Raw genomic sequence first — 17864 nt, 5'->3', positions numbered from 1 at the left:
TCCGACGCCTGATATTCAAGGCTTGAACCCGGAGCTGACGTCGCTGGACAACCGGATGAGCTCGTCAATCACCACGCGGACCCGTGGCTGGACATATTTTGTTCTCGGCCAGATGACATGAACCGGCATCTCCCCCCCAGACCATTCCTTGAGGATTTCAATCAGGTCCCCGTTGCGAAGATGCGCACCCACAAGCCAAGTTGGAAGCTGAGCCACGCCGCAACCCGCTACCGCAGCATTTAGCATCGCCTCACCGTCACCCCACTCATGCCGCGCTCTCACCGGCGTGAGTTCAAATTCGCCAGCGTTATTCCGAAGCAGCCACGCGGGCCGGCGACTTCGCTGTAACCCCGCAATGCAGTCGTGATTCAGAATCAGGTCTGCCTTGTCTTTAGGCTTCCCGTGTTCTTTAAAGTATTGAGGCGAGGCGCAAATCACCAGACGCTGTTCCCCAAGTCGTCGCGCGGCAATGTCAGCGTCATCCTTCAATTCGCCGATTCGAACGGCAACATCGACGCCTTCGGCGATAAGGTCGACCAGCCGCTCGCTGAAATTCGCCGAGATGTCCAGCCGAGGATAGCGGCGCGAAAGTTCGAGCAGCGACGGAAGCACGTGTTGCCGGCCAAAGGTGGCCGGCAACTCAATTTTGACCCGGCCCACCGGTTCCTGGTGTCCTGTGGCCAAAAAGCTCTCCGTCTCGTCCAAATCCTCAAGCACGCGCAGACAGCTGGCCAGGTAAGCCTCTCCTTCGTTCGTTAGGGTGAGCCGCCGCGTGGTTCGATGAACCAGCTTGGCCCCGATACGTCCCTCTAACCGCGTGACGGCTTTGCCGACCGCACTGCTGGTCAAACCAAGCCGAGCGCCGGCCGCCGTGAAGCTTCCCTCCTGGGCTGACAGGACGAACTCGTTGAGTCCATCGAATCTATCTTTCGACATGATTTGAGAATCGAGGGATTAAGTAAATGGAATTCTAGGCGGTTAATGCCTTTCTCGGACGAAATTAAAATGGAGCCAACATGGGAGAACCCGTATGAACGCCAACGTTGAACAGGGCTTCAGCCGCGCCCAGCTATCTGAACAGCCCGCTTATGCGCGGCTCTTTTTGCGAGAGAAGCTGACCGTCGGCCTAATTCTGCCGCTTGAAACCCACCCGAACAGGCCGGCGCCGACGATGCGAGACCACGTTACGATGGCTCAGAAAGCCGATAGTCTCGGCTTTGCTGCCCTCTGGATGCGCGACGTCCCCTTCTATGACCCAGACTACGGCGATGTCGGTCAGGTTTTCGACCCCATTCCGTACATCGCCTATCTCGCTGCCTTTACTCGGAAAATAGCGCTCGGAACGGCAGGAATCGTCTTGCCGATGCGTGAGCCGTTGATTCTTGCCAAGCAGATAGCTTCGCTTGACCAACTATCGGGCGGGCGCATGGTCTTGGGCCTCTCATCTGGCGACCGCCCGGCCGAGTACCCTCTCTTCGGCATCGACTTTGAGACAAGAGGCGAGCGCTTCCGTGATGCTTTCGATGTCTTCACCAGAGTGCTACACGACGATTTTCCCCGGTTCTCTTCGCCCAGATTCGGAAGCTCGCGTGGAACGCACGACCTTGTACCGAAGCCACCATTCGGTGGGACGCCGACTGTTGCCATCGGGCGAGCCCAACAAAGCTTGGCCTGGATTGCTGAGAACATGGACGGATTCATTGGCTCCTCCCCGGTGCCCGAACAGCTGCCATCGTTCGCGAAACAATGGCGCGCTCAGGTTGAACAGACCTGCGGTCCCGAAGAATTCAAGCCTCTTGGTATTGGTGGATTTCTCGACTTGGTAGAGGACCAGAATGAGCCGCTTATCCGCACGCGCGGCGGATTTCGAGCCGGGAGCAAAGGCCTTGCGAACTTTCTGCACGACGCTCAGACGGCGGGCGTGAATCACATCGCGCTGAATCCCAAGGTTAGTCGACGCCCGTACGCTGAGCTGATGGATGAGCTCGCTTCCGAAGTCCTTCCGCACTTTCCTTCACACTGAACGATGTCCACTCAAGTGCACGCTGGCTCCCTGACGTGGTCGCGTAATCCATCTATGAAAACCATTTTCGAACCATTCAATCTCTCTGGCACCGCACTGAAGAATCGCATCGTCATGGCTCCGCTCACGCGAGCACGCGCGTCGCGCGAAGTCGCTGATGAACGCATTGCTCTCTATTACACGCAGCGCGCTACTGCTGGTCTGATTGTCAGCGAAGGCACTTCGATTTCGCGAGAAGGAACAGGGTATCTGTTCAACCCAGGCATCTACACGCCGGAGCAAATCGACGGCTGGCGCCTGACAACTGATTCCGTTCACGCCGTCGGCGGAAAGATTTTCGCGCAACTCTGGCACGTCGGCCGCGTTTCCCATCATTCAATCCAGGAAGGCGGGAAGGCCCCCGTCAGCGCCAGTTCCAAACAGGCAGTGAACGCGAAGGCCTTCGCCTACGACGATAGCAGGAAGCCCAACCCCGTAGACACGCCCACGCCTCGCCAGCTCGAAACGCAGGAAGTTCGGCGTATCGTCCAGGATTTTGCTCAGGCTGCCGAGAATGCTATGAAGGCAGGGTTTGACGGGGTCGAAATTCATGGCGCGAACGGCTATCTGTTCGAGCAGTTTATGAACCCGCTCGTCAATGACCGGAGCGATTGCTACTCAGCCGACAACATTGGGAATCGGTTGCGCTTCACTCTCGAAGTCATCGATGCCGTTGCTGGACGTATTGGTGTTGAGCGGGTCGGCATTCGAATTTCGCCTTACGGCAAGCTATTCGACATGCCCTTCTATCCGACCATTGATGCGACATACAGTGAGCTCTGCCGCGAAATCGGGAAGCGAAAGCTCGCGTATGTTCACGTCATGAATCAGTCGGGATACTCGCGCCTGGACAACGCTCTCGAACCGGAAGCCGAGTCCGGATTCATGGCCCTCCTGCGTCTCCTGAAGGGCTTTCTGCCACATACTGCGCTCATTCTTGCAGGTGGTATGTCGCGAGAACTTGCGGAGGAAATGATTGCCGCTGACGTCATCGACCTCGTTGCATTCGGCGCAGCATTCATCAGCAACCCTGACCTCGTTGCCCGCCTTCAGAATGATTGGCCACTGAGCCCCGCGAATCCGGCGACCTTCTATGGTGGCAGCGCAGAGGGCTACGTGGATTACGCTCCCTACGCTCCGTCTTGAGGGTAATCGTGGTGCCAGATGCTAACGTTATTGACCTGGGCAGATTTCAAGACTCTATCTTCCAGACGAAACCCACGTCGCGGACAGCGAGTGACAATGAACTCAAAATAGCCCTTCGTCAGTATGTCGGCGTCGAGACTCCGCAGGTTTCGCCTTCGTGCCGTTTTCGCTTATCGAAGAGCGCTTTGGGCGATGAGATGTCAGCGTGGGTGAGGGAGACGTCTCGACTCCCCATTTTTTTCTTTCAAATCGTCCCAAGGTCAACCCATGTCTAAGTTCGTTGCCGAGAAGCTGTTTCGACCGCCCTACGTCCAAACTCGACGAGGGGGAAGCGGGCCGCTGACAGTTCTCTTTTCGTTGCTTTCCCGTGCGGATACGACGCCAATCGACGCACGTCGAGTGGGTGATGGTTACACGCTCGACAAGTCTGGCCGTCCATTACGAGACCCGGCGGAAAACTCCTCCGCCATTGGCTTCGAGAGTAATCCCAACGTCAGCTTCGAGCACTGGGGCGAGTATTGGCGAAAGGTGCATGGCGTTCGTTTCACCCACATCGAAGAGGACGACGACCGCAGCTTAGAGCGAATGTTGCGTTATGACCAACTGCATCGATTCGCTCCAGGGCCAACAAGCTTTAACGCGCCCCCATACCGCGCTCCGGTCGACGAAAGCGGAATGCTCTGGCCGACAATTCTCGGACACATTGAACCGTATCAACGGCCGCGCTGGGACGGCGTCGCGTATCTCAACTTTGAGAGCATCGATGACATCGCTGCTGTGTTCGCTAACGAGCGAGTGCGCACCAAAATTCTTCCTGAAGACTTGACCATGTTTCGTGACATCGCGCCGGTACTTGCTCGGCAGCACATCATTATTCCCAGCGAATCGGGAAATGAAGCAGTCACATTGGTCAAGCTACATGTGCGTCGAAAAGACGAGGCGCGCGAGTCATTCCAGCGGTGGTGGCTCGAGGACCATGGCCCCTATGTCAGCAGTCACTGCCAAGGCAGTCAGTTGGTCAAACGTTATGCCCAGCTTCACAACATCGGTGGCCGAGAACCCGGCCAGCCTTTTTTTCACCCTGACGCAGCGACGCTTGATGGAATAAGTCTCATGAGCTTTTCAAGCCTCGCAGACCTCGAAGATTTTCTGGTGAGCCCGATGAACGCAAGTATTGTCGAGCACGAGTCCCTTAAGACTGAGCAAGCAGCGTCAGAATATTGGACGACCATCAGCATGATGATTGTCAACCGCATCCGCCCCGAGGTTCGCACCGCCTAACGAATTCCGCTGCGGCGTTGTAGCGACCGGCCGCACTCACCTGTCCGAATATGCGCCGCGTTATCGATTTGTTCGCCGAGCCATCACCACTGAAAGCACTAGGAGTCGACTGCATTGGGGCAACCTGTTAATTCGGAAATTTCCCACTCCCGCGAAACGCCCCGTCCCTTAGGACGGGGCGAACTACTTACCGCATCGAATACCGCTCAGTCGTCGTCTGCCTCCTGGCATACGGGACCGTCCTTCTTCGCCGAATCAGAGTCCCAGTATGGGACACTCGTGTTGCCTTCGGACTTGAAGCAGCCTGCTTTGAGCAAAGGCAAATTCAAGGACGACGGGAGGCTTGCGCCAACATACAGTGAGACGGTACTTCCCGTCAGAGAGACCGCCTGAGGATGCGTCGGAAAGCATGCGTCGGTGCCGAGTACGGGAGAGCATTGCGAGTTTGCCGGAGGCGGCGACCCGATGCCGTTCGACTGCTGCGAGGGAGTCTGGGTGCTGACTATGAGGCGGACCTTGCTTCCTGCGGGGATGGAAGCAAACTTTGGCGATATGACGAAGTCGTACCGTCGAATGTTGCCTGCTGGCACATAGTGGTCAGCGAAATACTCGCCATAGGGCTTTACCGGCACTCCGTTCTTATCAAGCCAAGACCGATTTGGGTCGTTCTTTGAAAGGCTCCCAAGAACAGTACCACTGGAAAGTGGTGTGACGGTCCCATCGGCACCCACAAGCTGCACCGTCGCGATAAGTTCCAGATTCGGCGTTGTCGACGAGGCATAGAATGACGCGCTCATCGGGCCGGCCAGCGTCGCTCCCTTTTTCAGGACCGGCCCATCAAATTGCGCCGTGCTCCCGGCGCCTGGCTGCGCCCAAAGTAGATTAACTTCCGCCGATTGATTCGAAGGCTTCTTTGAAAGCGCTCCCTTGGGCGTAAGGAAGTATTGCTTGTACACAGGCGCAACCGGGTAAGCCGACGTGCTAATCCAGTTGTTGGAAATTAGCTCGTGGACGTGAACTGGTTGCTTAGTGTCCGCCATCCCTGTCTTCTTACCTTTGAGCCAGGTATCGAACCATTCCAGCGTGATGTTGTTTGTAATGTTCTGCCCAGTCGTCTGCTCCTCAAATTGGCAGTGACCGCCCTGGCTGATAATCACCTGGTAGCGGCCTGTGACATCCTGGTTCGGACGCATGGGACCGTATACGTATTGGCCGCTTCTCGCGTTCTGCAAATATGCGTACATGGACATAGAGCTCTCAGCGTAAATGTCCTGGTGCGTGCTTTAAATCAGAGTCGGAATGTCGAGGTCTGCGAGTTGACGCGCGAATGTGCCGGGAGAGCGCACTTTCCAAAAATCCCTGTCATAAGCCCTGGGGCCACCCGCGTTGATTTCGTCGACCATTGCCTGGCCGTATGCGGTCGCGCCATGATTATTACCAACCGCCGCACCGAAACCTAGTGGGAACTGGCCCGTTTGCGTAGGGATGCCGCCTGCGAAATACGTCTCACGGTAAAACTCGGCTCCTGCACAAAACGGTGCTAGAGCCTTGATTGGTGAATTTTTTCCGGCTGCCAGCGCCGTCGTGTATTGGTTCAGTCCTGACCATGAACCGCCTTGCAGAGCAATCTTGCCGTTTGAGTTCTGCAGCTTCGTCGCGGCCCATTGGACTATCTCCGCACCATCCTTCCCGTCGTTGCCGAAGAACGAAAATTCGCCGCCTGAGTTTCGAGTCCCTCTGACCGATGCTGTCACATAGATGTAGCCTCGCTGAACGAAGTAATCACCAGCCGTGGACGGATTCCCAAGGTATGGCGTTTGAGTGACAATGACAGGGAACGGACCCTTCGCCCGAGCACCGGTATGCAAGTCGGTGGGATAGGACACATCGACCATAAGCACCGTTCCATCGCTCATGGTGACCGGGACGCTTTTGTCTAGTGCGGTCCCGTAAGTCGGATTACCCGGGCTCCATACTCCACCCGGAAAAGGTGTAGACGCAAGCGCGGGAACTGCCGCACCGGATAACAGAATTGCCGCGGCTGCAAGCAGCGCTGCACGACTTGAACGCTTCATGACGACCTCCATCGGTGTCTCGCCAATCGTTAGATAAACTTACTCTCCATTCCTAACTTTATTTACAAGACGTAATCCACTTACGCCAGCACCACAACCGCGGCCCCCGCCGTCGCAGGGACGCGGCACCCACTCAATTCCAGGGACGTCAGATGATTCGGTGCTCCTCGACCAGGAACGCGGTGATGCCGGCGAGGAATGTTTTTGCATGTTCCATCGTCTTCACGCCGACCTCTGATTCGAACGCCTTTTGCAGCGACTCAGTGCTTTCGAACCAGAACTCAACGACCCCATCAATGGGTAGGTCGTCGTAATTGCAAGGCCTGCCTTTCTGAAGCTCTCGCTGCACTACCGCGTTCTGCCGATAGCCTTTGACGCCAGGCATCGTGCGAACGAAATCCGCATGTACTTTCCACTCGTTCAGAAAGTCCTGCTCCGAAAGCTCGGGGCGACGGCGGATGAGAGAAATCCGCTTCTTGAGCTTTGCACGAGACGCGTCTTCCGGCACTTCTACTACCGTCGTCTGCCTGACGGTCAGGATATGAAGGCGGCCGAGGAAATGGTTCTCGTCTTCGATGATTCTTTGCGGCAGCTCCCCCTCTCCGAACGGCTTGTTCGGGTCCGAAATCCACAGTTGCGAGAAACCGTCGAACTCCCACGGCTCCCGCTCGAAGTCGATTCCGCGCTGAACACGGTCGACAATGTGGTTCTGCCAATACTGACTGAGTCCAGGTGCGTTTTTCACCAACGGGCCGTGATGGCCGAGCCAATGCTTGTAAAACTCATCGTTCGACCATTCGGGCTTCTTTGAAATAAGCCCCATGCGTACCGTGCTCATCAATCCTCCAGTGTCGTGACTTAGGTCGAAAGCTCGGCGCGGTCAATGCGCGCCTAAATATGCCGCCTTGACTTTTGGGTCGTTCAGCAAGTCGCGCCCAGACCCCTCCAGCGTGATGTTGCCAACCTCAAGCACATATGCCCTGTCAGCGACCCCCAAGGCCTGCTTCGCCATCTGCTCGACCAGCAGAATGGTGAGGCCATCCTCGCGCAGACTACGGATGGCATCGAAAATGTCGCGGATGACCAGCGGAGCCAGGCCCAACGAAGGCTCATCGAGAAGAAGCATGCGCGGCTGACTCATCAATGCGCGCGAAATGGCGAGCATTTGCTGCTCGCCCCCGGAAAGCGTTCCCGAGAGCTGGTTCTGACGTTCGCGAAGACGTGGAAACCGGTCAAACTCCCGCTCCATCGCTACCTCAGTCGCGGACATCGGCTGCTTGCGGGAATAGGCTCCGAGAAGGAGGTTCTCACGCACGGTCTGGTCGGGAAACACGCCGCGACCTTCGGGCGACAGGGCAATACCGAGGCCGAGGCGCATGTGTGCAGGCAACTGGGTGCAGTCGCGACCGCCAACCGTGATGCGGCCGGAGGAGACCGCCTGCAGCCCCGCGATGCTCTTTAGAAGGCTGCTTTTCCCGGCACCGTTCGCGCCGATGATGGTGACGACTTCGCCTTCCCTCACCTCGAGGCTCACACCCTTCACGGCCTGAATAGCGCCGTAAGAGACCTTTACTGAATCGACTTTGAGCATCGTTGCTCCTCTCTCATGCGGCTTCAGCTTCGTCGACGCCGAGATATGCTTCGACGACGCGCGGGTTGGCCTGGACGTCTGCAGGCTTGCCTTCGGCAATCTTGATGCCGTAGTCAAGCACGATGACGTGGTCGGAAATCGACATGACGAGGTCCATGTGGTGCTCGACCATCAGGATGCTCACGCCATATTTGCTGATACGAAGGAGCAGCTGTCCCAGCTCCGCCGTTTCCTGTGGATTCAAACCCGCTGCCGGCTCATCCAGCAGTAACAGCTGCGGTTCGGTGGCCAGTGCACGGGCGAGCTCGGCCCGGCGTTGCAGGCCATAAGGCAGACTCCCTGCGGGACGGCTCGCCAGGTGACCGAGGTCAACCAGCTCAAGCAGCTCGCGCGCAAGTTGCCTCGTGATTTCCTCCTCTTGACGCGCCTTCGAGGTCGCGAACAAGGAAGCAAACAAGCCGTTCTTCATCCGGCTGTGCCGACCAAGCATTACATTGTCGAGAACCGACAAATCGGCGAAGAGTCTCAGGTTCTGGAAGGTACGGCCCATACCGAGGCAACAGATGGAATGAACCGCGCTTCCACCTATCTCCTTCCCGTTGAAGCGAATCGACCCGCTGTCCGGACGGACGATGCCCGTTACCATGTTAATCATCGTGCTCTTCCCGGCACCATTCGGGCCGATGAGCGCGTGGATATGACCGCGCTTCAAGGCGAACGAAATGTCTTGAGCCGGTTTCACGCCACCATAGGCTTTCGAGAGCTTGGTAACCGTCAGCAACTCTCCACCGTTCGAACGGCCGCCGCGCAAGAGCGTCGTGACCTGCCCGCCCGGGGCAGCGTATTCTTCCTTCGTATCTTGACTCTTGCGTCCGACCAGCTTCGATAGCGTTCCGACTACTCCGCCAGGCATCACATACAACGCGAACAAGAGCAGCAGCCCATACAGCGTGTGCTGAACTGAAGGCCAACGTGCGAGAAGTGCATCAAGCAGGGTCAGGACGATTGCGCCAACGACGGGCCCTAGCTTCGTTCCCGCTCCGCCAAAGAGGACGAGCAGCAGGATGAAAATGGAGAGCTGAAACGAGATGAAATCGGAATTGATGTACTGGTTTTGCTGAGCGACCATTGCGCCAGCAAGTCCACATGTCACCGCTGCAATCACGAACGCAATCACTTTGCCCCGATAGACACGAACGCCCACCGACGACGATGCAATTTCGTCAGCCTGAAGCGAAAGGAAGGCACGGCCAAACCTTCCATTCAGCAGGTTGCGAAGCAACAGGTGAGTAACCGCGCAGAAAACGAGCCCGACGCACACCCATTGACCGAGCGACATCGGCTGCCCACCCATTTCCGGGCTACGAATCCCGTAGATGCCTTGGGCTCCGCCAAACACATCTGTCCAGTCGCTGACCAGCCGTTCCACAACGATACCGAACGCGAGTGTGACCATGGCCAGGTACGGCCCTTTGACACGAAGCGACGGCAGCGCGATGAGCACCCCGCAGACGCCCGAGATGGCCGTTGCGATGGCCATGGCTGCCCACGGATTGATTTCCGTCTGCGATGTGAGAAGTGCGACTGCGTAAGCTCCCGCCCCGAACAGTCCCGCCTGACCGAGCGACTTCTGCCCTGCGAAGTCGACAAGGACGTTCATGCCGGCGGCGCACAGGTAGTAGACGCACATCATGAACGCGATGTGCAGGTAATAGTCATTTCCGATAGACAGCGCGGCGGCGCCGAGCACGACCGCGATGGCGCACACGCCTGCTATGTGGCTGTACTTTTTCATACTTTCTCCACGAGGCGGCTGCCAAAGAGGCCCGTCGGCTTGAAAGCCAGGACGAGAATCACCACAGCGAACACCGCAATCTCACGCCACTGCGCCTGCCACAAATTGACCGTTGACTCGAACACTCCGAGAGCAAAGCCACCGATAACGCAACCGCGGGGATTGTTGAGACCACCTACCATCGCGCCAGAAAAGCCCTTCAGTCCAATGGCCAGGCCCATGAAGAGAGACGCCTGCGTGATGGGTGCAATGAGAAAGCCAGACAGCCCAGCCAACGCCGAGCTCACCACGAAGGAACCAATCATCACTGCGTTCGTGTTGATGCCCATCAGGCTCGCGACGTTACCGTTGGCGGCGACAGCGCGCATCATCTTTCCAACCATCGTCTTTCGCATGACGATGTCAAAGGCAAGCATCACGAGGACGGCCACCGCCAGGAGAAGCAGCTCTTGCGGACGGACGCCGATTCCGAAAAGTTGAATAACGGAGTCACCAACAGGGGACGGCACCACAACCGGTTTAGGGCCCCAGGTGGCCAGCCCAATGCTGTCCAAGACCACACCGAACCCGAGAGTGCTCATGACCCACGCCATTCCAGGCTGTTTTGCGAAAGGACGCACGCCGACGGCATACAGGAGCCATCCGAGCGCGCCCATCACCACGAGTGCGGCAACCAGCGCCAACAATTGCGCACTCACGCTGGGAACCGCCCCGCCGAAAGTTGTCGAGGTGATTGGCTTTCCCAAGAGGAGCAGCATCGCGCTCATTCCAATGAATGCGCCGCTCGATACAAACTCGCCGTGCGAGAAGTTGAGCGTTTTCGTCGTGGTGAACGTGATGCTGAAGCCCAGCGCCACAAGCGCATATGCGCCGCCGACCGCCAGCCCACTGATTACCGCCTGAAAGATAGCTTCCATGATGAGTGTTCTCCGCTGTGACGGCACCTGCGGTGCCGCCATCATCAATGGGACCGTTACTGCTTGTAGTCCGCCGGGGTCAGGGACGCAACGAGCGCATCGCTGTACGGCACGAGTCGGCCATCTTTCCAGTGCACCCAAACGAAGTCCTTTGCTACCAGTGCTTCGTGATTTGTCTTGCTGAAAGGCTTGTTGTAGGTTTTAAGCAAACCTTGCACCGGTGCATTGAGGTTCTCGAGCGCAACACGGATTGCCGCGCCATCGGTACTGTTCGCCTGCTTGATTGCCTGAACCAGAATCATCACGGAGTCGTAGCCGTGCAGCGCAAACGAGAACGAACTCGGCGCCTTCAGCTGAGACCCGACGCGGGTGAACAACTTGTCCTGCGCCGGGGTCCGATTTTCACTGACGGTACGCAGAAAGAGCGGCTTCTCTGCCAACGTCCTTCCGGCTGCATCATAGAAAGTAATGTTGTCCGCCGCCCAGGAACTGAGCGTACGCGGGTAGTAGTTGATTTTCTCCATGCTCCGCATAACCTGAGCGATAGGCGTACCCTGCGCCCAAATGATGACCGTGTCGACACCCGCCTCCTTGAGCTTGTTCAACTGTGAAGTCATGTCGGTGTCGCTGACGCCAAATTGTTCGATGGCAGCGGGAGTGATTCCCTGCATCTCGGCGATGGACTTCATGTCTTTGAGAGCACCTTGACCGTAGCCTGTCGTCTCGGTCATGAAGCCAACTTTCTTTGCATTACCCGTCTTCTTCACATACGCCATCAGCGCCGCGACTTGCTCACGGTCGACCATCGAGACACGGAACATGTAGTTGTCCGCACCGGGGCTCATCGGCTTGGTGATGTCCGTTCCCGACGAGACATTGTCAATCACCGGCATCTTCTTCTGATTGACGATGTGCTTCCATGCCATTGCGTTTCCAGAGTTCGTCGGACCGAAGACGGCAACAACCTTTTCGTTGTCGATGAGGTCCGTCATGTTCTGGATGGACTTGGGCGGCTGTGATACATCGTCGCGCACGACGAGCGTCAGTTTTTTGCCGAGCAGTCCACCCGCCGCATTCACATCAGCTATTGCAGCTTGCATGCCAAGGACAGCGGCTTGTCCGCTCTGTGCCGAGGGCGACGCAGAAAGGTCGCCGTTGAAGCCAATCTTTATTTCCTGCGCCGACGCGGCGGGGACCGCCGCAGCAAAACTGAGCGAGGCTACGATTCCTGCGATGACGCGAATTGCTTTCATGATGTCTCCAACCTGTTGCTTCAGCATTCGATGGGCGTATTCATCCCATCGTCGTTTCAATCAATCAGAACTTGCTCACGACACCCAGACTGACCGCGACCAAGGAGCGGCTCGCCCCCGGGGTCGTCTGGAAGCTGTCACCGATGGCCGGTGTGGCATTAATAATTGCGCCAGTCCCCGGGTTACCCAGCGTCTGGCCCGACGCACGCTGGTATCCTTCAAGCGCGTATAAACCTGTACGCTTCGAAAGCGCGTAATACTGGGAGAGAACGACCTGGTGATACTTGGCTGCGTCCGAGATGTTGTTCGCCTTGGAAGCCCACGTGTAGCTGTAGCCAAGTGCCAAATCGAACGCAACGGCCGGCTTCCAATGAAGCACACTGCCTACCGTGTTCCAGACGGCCGTGTCGGTGAACTTGGAATTCACGCCCGGGACGTACTGCACGTTCGAATATGCGAACGAGATGTCCCAGTTCTGGTTGAAGACATAGCCGCCGTCGACAGCGAAGCGCTGTTGAGCCTGGGCTTGGCTGTAGCCATTTGTGATGGCCGACACGCCCTGCTGACCGGATGAGTTCACAGAAGATTCCGCGCCGTATGGGCCACCGCCGGGGGTTGAGTTATTGATGCGCCAGAAGCCCGCGGCAAGACCAAAATTTCCGCCCTTGTATTGAAGTCCCCCGCTCCACGTCGACCCCTGGTTCAAGCTTCCAGGTACGCCGGCAGGAGCAAATTGGCCACTCGCCGTAATGCCGTAAAACGTCGGCGTCGTATAGGAAATCGCATTGTTCGAGCGATAGTAGGTATCCATGCCGTCGAGGTCACCGGGATGCGAACCGTACCCGGTCACATAGAACGCGGGAACCCACGGTGAAAGCATCACGTAATAAGCGCTATATTGACGGCCCACTGACAAGGCCCCATAGGCGGGGTTCGACAACTCGATACGCGCCTGTCTGCCAAACATCGCATTCGTGAACTGCTGTCCGCCATTCGCGATATTGAATCCCGACTCCAGGACAAACAACGTCTGATAACCGTTACCGAGGTCCTCTGTGCCACGAAGCCCCCAACGGTCTCCGTTCCACACACCCGACTGCATGCGAACGTTGGACTTTCCCGGCGTCGTCGAGCCGAGAGTTGTTTGACTGTTTTGATAGGTGATAGACGTGTCGACAATGCCGTACAGAATCACGCTCGACTGAGCAAATGCAGGAAGAACAGCCAAACCAAGAATCGCACCTACTGCACATCGAACAACTCTCTTCTTCGCCATTAAAAGTCTCCTTAATAATTTTTTAGTCCGAGTCGTCAGCGGCGGCGTCTGATTGCCATCACTTGTCGCGGCCTCTCGTGGGCAACAGGGCCAATTCGGCTTGCTATATGTAGGATAACGAATCGGTGTAGCGATTTACTCTCACTGGATTCGAGAGGAACGCACCGTGTTACGCGCGGCGCGCAGATTGACCTATTTGCGGCGCTCGTTGTCTTGAGGGAGGGCTGCCTCCCCCGATAGCCCAGATACTACGCCACAAAATTAAACATACGCCACTACTTTTGCATAGGTGCAAATCTATATCGGGCAGCTTCACATTCATCTCAAAGACCATCGGACGGCGAGAACCCACACACCGTGTGGGTTCCAGCCGGAGCCATACGCTAAGTCGCAAGCAACGCATCAGCGCTATCGCCATATCGATGGAATGTGGTGTCTGGATGTGGGTAATTATACCTATGCAATCACATATGTTTACGTGAAACACTAACGCAGCGGGCGTTGCTAACCGTATATCCATCAGACATCAAGGAGAAATCATGTCGTTCCCTCAATACGTCGCGCCACGTTTGCTCGAAGACCGCGTGGCTTTCGTAACCGGCGCAGGACAAGGCAATGGCCGTGCACTCGCGCTCGGCCTTGCCCAGGCCGGCGCCAAGGTTGTGGTTAGCGACATTGCTTTTGAACACGTCAGGGAAACCGCCGCGCTCATTGAGAAGGAAGGTGGGAAAGCGTGGCCGTTCGAGCTGGATGTCACCAACGCAGACGCTTGCTACACCCTTGCCGAAAAGGTCTCCAACGACATCGGCTGTGTCGACCTGCTTGTGAATAATGCGGGCATCATTATTCGTGAGAACTTGACAAGCCCGAATGCAGCCAAGAACTGGAAGAAAGTGATGGACGTGAACGTTCAAGGGACGTTCAATGTCACGCACGCGTTTCTCGAGGCTATCAAGACGACCAAAGGCGTGATTATCAACGTTGCATCTATCGCCGCTTATGCTGGACAAGGCGCTAGCCTCGGCTATTCCCCGTCCAAAGGTGCAATCAAGATGTTCACGCAGTCTCTAGCGGCCGAACTCGCGCCTCACGGGGTACGCGTAAATGCATTGGCGCCCGGCGTCATCGAAACCCCTATGACGGCTGCAACACGCGAGAATCCGGCGCGTCTCGAGGCGTTTATGTCACGCATCCCTATGGGTCGGGTTGGCCAAACGGAGGACCTCGTCGGCCCGACAATATTCCTGGCGTCTGGAATGTCGCGCTACGTGACGGGGGTAACCCTCGCGGTAGATGGCGGATTTCTAGCTATCTAAGGTCTGTCTTGCAAAAGCCCGCCCAGCGGGCTTTTTTTGGTACAACAGCGTCGACGCCGGAGCAGTCAGAAGCGAGTCCTTCGCTGTTCTCGCGGCGAAATCCGTTTGCGGATAGCACGTGCCGACGCCGGCACCAGAAGCTGCACATTTTCGAGAACCTCCCTCTAATCATCCTTTCCACCAGCTTGCTGGGCAGGCATGGACCACCCGGGTCTTCGATTCCCAAGGCGTTAAGAAGACAGCTTTTCAGAAAGCTGAAGCAGTCCGCTCGCAACGGTTCCGGTATCAGAGGTATCCAGCGTGCTTGACGGGCCGAAAATGGTAACTGAAAGCACCATCTGCCCGCGGTCGAAAACAGGCGCGCTCAGGCTGTCGACGCCAGGGATTGGCACACCCAGCGTTCGTGACAGATGTGTGCCCCGCACATCTCCTGCGAAGTTCTCAATTACATCAACAAAGCATCGCGCTGAGACCGCATCGGCCTTCGCAACTTCACGAGCAAGCATCGGTTCTATCGTCTGCCTCGGAAGGAACGCGGCGAACAGTCGTCCTGTGCTGCTGTGGGCGATTGACATTACCGACCCCACGTGCAAGCCGACATGCAGGTACATTTCGGGGCCGTGGTATCGAATGACGGTGGGGCCGTGGTCTGTCCATATCGCCACAAACGCGCCGTGATTATCGTCTTTAAGCAGTTCAATGGCCAACTCCACCGTCTTATGCAATGGGTGGAGCTGCGCTAAAGCTCGCAGGCCGAGCTTCAACGCAAGTGGTCCGGGCTCAAAGCTGTGGGTCGTTGAATCACGTCTAACCAGTCCTGTGCGAACCAAGCTGACCATGTATGTGAAGACCTGATTCAAAGGTAAGGCGGTTGCAGCGCTCAGCCCCAGCATCGAAACAGGTTTTCCGGCGTCAGCCAGATGCTGCAAAAGCGTCCCTCCAACCTCCATCGCATGGATTCCACGCTGCTTCCTGGTTCTTCTCGGAGCAAGTTGCTCGACGCATTCGGCAGCCTCCATATCTCCCCTCCTTTGCGAGCATCGTCCCGGACCTGGTGATGCCAAACGGTCGGCACGTCGCGTTTTCTCGACAAGGTCCGACATGCGAAAAAAAGCCGCGGCCGCTGGGCAACAGCAACCGCGGCAAATGCACACCCATCGGAATTCCTACGCTTCGTTAATGGGACACCACTGCAAATTTGGTAGCCGGAGCGTCCATCACAGTGTCTTCCTTCCGAACCTCCGTGGTAGCTGCGATTGCTTTGCCTGCGATGTAGCCGAAAGTCAGCGCCGGTCCCAGCGTAATGCCGGCGCCGGGGTAGTTCCCGCCCATGATGCTGCATGCGTCGTTGCCAACCGCGAACAGCCCGTGGATTGGCGCGCCGTCGGAGTTGAGCACGCGGCATGAAGAATCAGTCTTCAGGCCAGCGAATGTGCCAATGTCACCGATGCGAATTTTGAGAGCATAGAAAGGGCCTTTCTCGATAGGCGCGACACACGGATTCGGCGAATGAAGAGCGTCACCCTGATAACGGTTATATGCTGTGCTTCCCTTCCCGAAGAGTGAGTCGCGACCTAGTCGCGCCTCGGCGTTATAGCCTCGCACGGTCTCTTTGAAGTTGAGCGCATTGACGCCAATCTTCTCGGCCAGCTCGTCTACGGTTGATGCTTTCGTCAGGTAGCCGACGCGCAGATAGCGGCCAATGGGCATCGGGAACGGAGCAACACTACCTAGGCCATACGTTCGGAGAGTCTTGTGGTCGCAGATGAGATGTGCGGAAATCTCTTCTCCCGCCGGCGTTGACTTCACCAGGGCTTGCACGAAATCATGGTACGAGTGGCCTTCGTTCGTGAACCGGCGGCCGTCGCGCAGCACGGAGATGACGCCGGGCTTCGCGCGGTCGATAAAGTGCGGCATGATGCCTGTTGTTCCGTCTTTTCTGGTCAGCGTCGAAACCGGCACCCAGGCAGCCGCGTTCGGCAGCGTTGTCGTCACTTGAGCGCCGACTGCTTCAGCCATGCGCAATCCGTCGCCCGTGTTACCGGTCGGAGAAGGCGAGAAATGTTCGGAACCCGTCGGAGCGTGTGGGAAGAGTTGCTTGCGACGTTCGATGTCGTACGGAAAACCGCCGCTCGCCAAGATAACAGCACGATTCGCGGTCACACGTACTTTCGAACCGGCCCGGTCAAGGACCGCTCCGGTGATTCGGCCGTTGTCGTTGGTGAGGCTGAGCGCCTTGGTGTTGAGCCAAAGAGGAACGTTCAGGTCGAAGAGCGACTTTGCGAGACGACCGGCAAGCGCGTTGCCGTTCGTCAGCGTCATGCCGCGACCATGCTTCAAAACGTCTGCAAAGTGGCGAGAGAGACGCTTGGTGACGTACCAGGCAGACTTGATTGACTTCGTCACCCGCATGAAGTGCACAATTTCCTTGCCCGAACCAAGCATCATTCCGAATACGGTGAGTTCGGGCAGCGCAGGAGCGAGGTCCTTGATTGCCGTGCCGAGTTCGCGGCCGTCAAACGGACGAGTGACCATGGAACGACCACCTTGCGTACCGCCGGGCGCCTCGGCGTGATAGTCGGGAAACACGAGAGGCATGTCGAAGCGTACAGCTGTCTTCGCTGTGAAGAAGTCTACAGCTTCCGGCCCATTCTTGATGAAGGCGTCGACGCGCTCACCATCAAAGCTCGACCCCGCCTCGTGCTGGAGATACGTACGCGCGGCATCTTCTGCCTCGTAAATCCCTTGCACCTTTGCAAGCGCTGTATTCGGAATCCAGAGCCAACCGCCCGAGCGAGCTGTTGAGCCGCCGAACTTCGGCTCTTTCTCGATAACGAGGACATTGAGCCCCTCAGACGCGGCCGTGATTGCCGCGGACATTCCCGAGCATCCCGAACCAATAACAAGCACGTCACAGCTGAATTCGCTTTCCTGCTTCATCACGCATCTCCGATAGCGAGGACGCGTCACCTCAGGTGCGTCCTCATAATCCATCCCCGTCTTCTGGGCCATGGTCAAATCATACGCCGTAATTACATATACGCGTATATATTTGCGTACGTACAATCCCTATGCCGGATTCCATCGTCTCGGATGTAAATTGAGGACTCCATGGGAAAGGCTTGTGCCCTTCCGCTTGGATGCGGTTGGCG

15 protein-coding genes are annotated in these 17864 nt (G+C 57.1%); 4 read left to right on the top strand and 11 right to left on the bottom strand.

Annotation, left to right across the window (positions count from 1 at the left end; all coding sequences use genetic code 11):
* Window positions 1-15: 15 nt before the first annotated feature.
* Window positions 16-936: a LysR family transcriptional regulator gene (locus OKW35_RS30900; RefSeq protein WP_429554054.1), complete on the bottom strand. Its 921-nt coding sequence runs from the start codon at window positions 934-936 to the stop codon at window positions 16-18.
* Window positions 937-1030: 94 nt separating this feature from the next.
* Between OKW35_RS30900 and OKW35_RS30895 the strand changes: the two genes are divergently transcribed.
* From OKW35_RS30895 to OKW35_RS30885, 3 genes are all read left to right on the top strand, one after another.
* Complete coding sequence (locus OKW35_RS30895) at window positions 1031-2023, top strand: LLM class oxidoreductase (protein WP_429554053.1); 993 nt, start codon at window positions 1031-1033, stop codon at window positions 2021-2023.
* Window positions 2024-2077: 54 nt separating this feature from the next.
* Window positions 2078-3208 (top strand): alkene reductase, encoded by a 1131-nt coding sequence (locus OKW35_RS30890; RefSeq protein WP_429554052.1) that lies wholly within the window; start codon window positions 2078-2080, stop codon window positions 3206-3208.
* Between the two features lie 267 nt (window positions 3209-3475).
* The gene (locus OKW35_RS30885) at window positions 3476-4489 is read left to right on the top strand and encodes an EthD domain-containing protein (protein ID WP_429554051.1); all 1014 of its coding nucleotides are present in this window, start codon (window positions 3476-3478) and stop codon (window positions 4487-4489) included.
* Window positions 4490-4695: 206 nt separating this feature from the next.
* Here the strand turns inward: OKW35_RS30885 and OKW35_RS30880 are convergent, their stop codons facing one another.
* The 8 genes from OKW35_RS30880 to OKW35_RS30845 form a co-directional block, all read right to left on the bottom strand.
* The gene (locus tag OKW35_RS30880) at window positions 4696-5682 is read right to left on the bottom strand and encodes a CocE/NonD family hydrolase C-terminal non-catalytic domain-containing protein (protein WP_429554050.1); all 987 of its coding nucleotides are present in this window, start codon (window positions 5680-5682) and stop codon (window positions 4696-4698) included.
* A gap of 90 nt (window positions 5683-5772) precedes the next feature.
* Entirely contained in the window at window positions 5773-6564 is a 792-nt protein-coding gene (locus OKW35_RS30875; protein WP_429554049.1) for a CocE/NonD family hydrolase, read from the bottom strand.
* A 148-nt stretch (window positions 6565-6712) separates the two neighbouring features.
* The gene (locus tag OKW35_RS30870) at window positions 6713-7402 is read right to left on the bottom strand and encodes an EthD domain-containing protein (RefSeq protein WP_408279852.1); all 690 of its coding nucleotides are present in this window, start codon (window positions 7400-7402) and stop codon (window positions 6713-6715) included.
* Between the two features lie 42 nt (window positions 7403-7444).
* Entirely contained in the window at window positions 7445-8155 is a 711-nt protein-coding gene (locus tag OKW35_RS30865; RefSeq protein ID WP_106305395.1) for an ABC transporter ATP-binding protein, read from the bottom strand.
* Between the two features lie 13 nt (window positions 8156-8168).
* Window positions 8169-9950, bottom strand: a complete 1782-nt coding sequence (locus OKW35_RS30860) for an ABC transporter permease subunit (RefSeq protein ID WP_429554048.1) — start codon at window positions 9948-9950, stop codon at window positions 8169-8171.
* Window positions 9947-10870, bottom strand: coding sequence for a branched-chain amino acid ABC transporter permease (locus OKW35_RS30855; protein ID WP_429555105.1), 924 nt, complete (start codon window positions 10868-10870; stop codon window positions 9947-9949). The genes OKW35_RS30860 and OKW35_RS30855 overlap by 4 nt, the downstream gene beginning before the upstream one ends.
* A gap of 53 nt (window positions 10871-10923) precedes the next feature.
* Window positions 10924-12120: an ABC transporter substrate-binding protein gene (locus OKW35_RS30850; protein WP_429554047.1), complete on the bottom strand. Its 1197-nt coding sequence runs from the start codon at window positions 12118-12120 to the stop codon at window positions 10924-10926.
* A 64-nt stretch (window positions 12121-12184) separates the two neighbouring features.
* The gene (locus tag OKW35_RS30845; RefSeq protein WP_429554046.1) at window positions 12185-13396 is read right to left on the bottom strand and encodes a porin; all 1212 of its coding nucleotides are present in this window, start codon (window positions 13394-13396) and stop codon (window positions 12185-12187) included.
* A 539-nt stretch (window positions 13397-13935) separates the two neighbouring features.
* On the opposite strand from OKW35_RS30845, the gene OKW35_RS30840 reads away from it, so the two are divergent.
* Entirely contained in the window at window positions 13936-14712 is a 777-nt protein-coding gene (locus tag OKW35_RS30840) for a glucose 1-dehydrogenase (RefSeq protein WP_128584350.1), read from the top strand.
* 230 nt (window positions 14713-14942) lie between these two features.
* Here OKW35_RS30840 and OKW35_RS30835 read toward each other — a convergent pair whose 3' ends face one another.
* Both OKW35_RS30835 and OKW35_RS30830 read right to left on the bottom strand, forming a co-directional pair.
* Window positions 14943-15731 (bottom strand): IclR family transcriptional regulator, encoded by a 789-nt coding sequence (locus tag OKW35_RS30835; protein WP_429489888.1) that lies wholly within the window; start codon window positions 15729-15731, stop codon window positions 14943-14945.
* Between the two features lie 157 nt (window positions 15732-15888).
* Window positions 15889-17652: an FAD-dependent oxidoreductase gene (locus OKW35_RS30830; protein ID WP_429554045.1), complete on the bottom strand. Its 1764-nt coding sequence runs from the start codon at window positions 17650-17652 to the stop codon at window positions 15889-15891.
* Window positions 17653-17864 lie beyond the last annotated feature (212 nt).

Source organism: Paraburkholderia sp. MM5477-R1, assembly GCF_050436385.1.
In the GTDB taxonomy this organism is placed as follows: domain Bacteria; phylum Pseudomonadota; class Gammaproteobacteria; order Burkholderiales; family Burkholderiaceae; genus Paraburkholderia; species Paraburkholderia tuberum.
The sequence above is the reverse complement of the archived record's forward strand: the minus strand, read 5'-3'. Positions and strand labels throughout refer to the sequence as shown.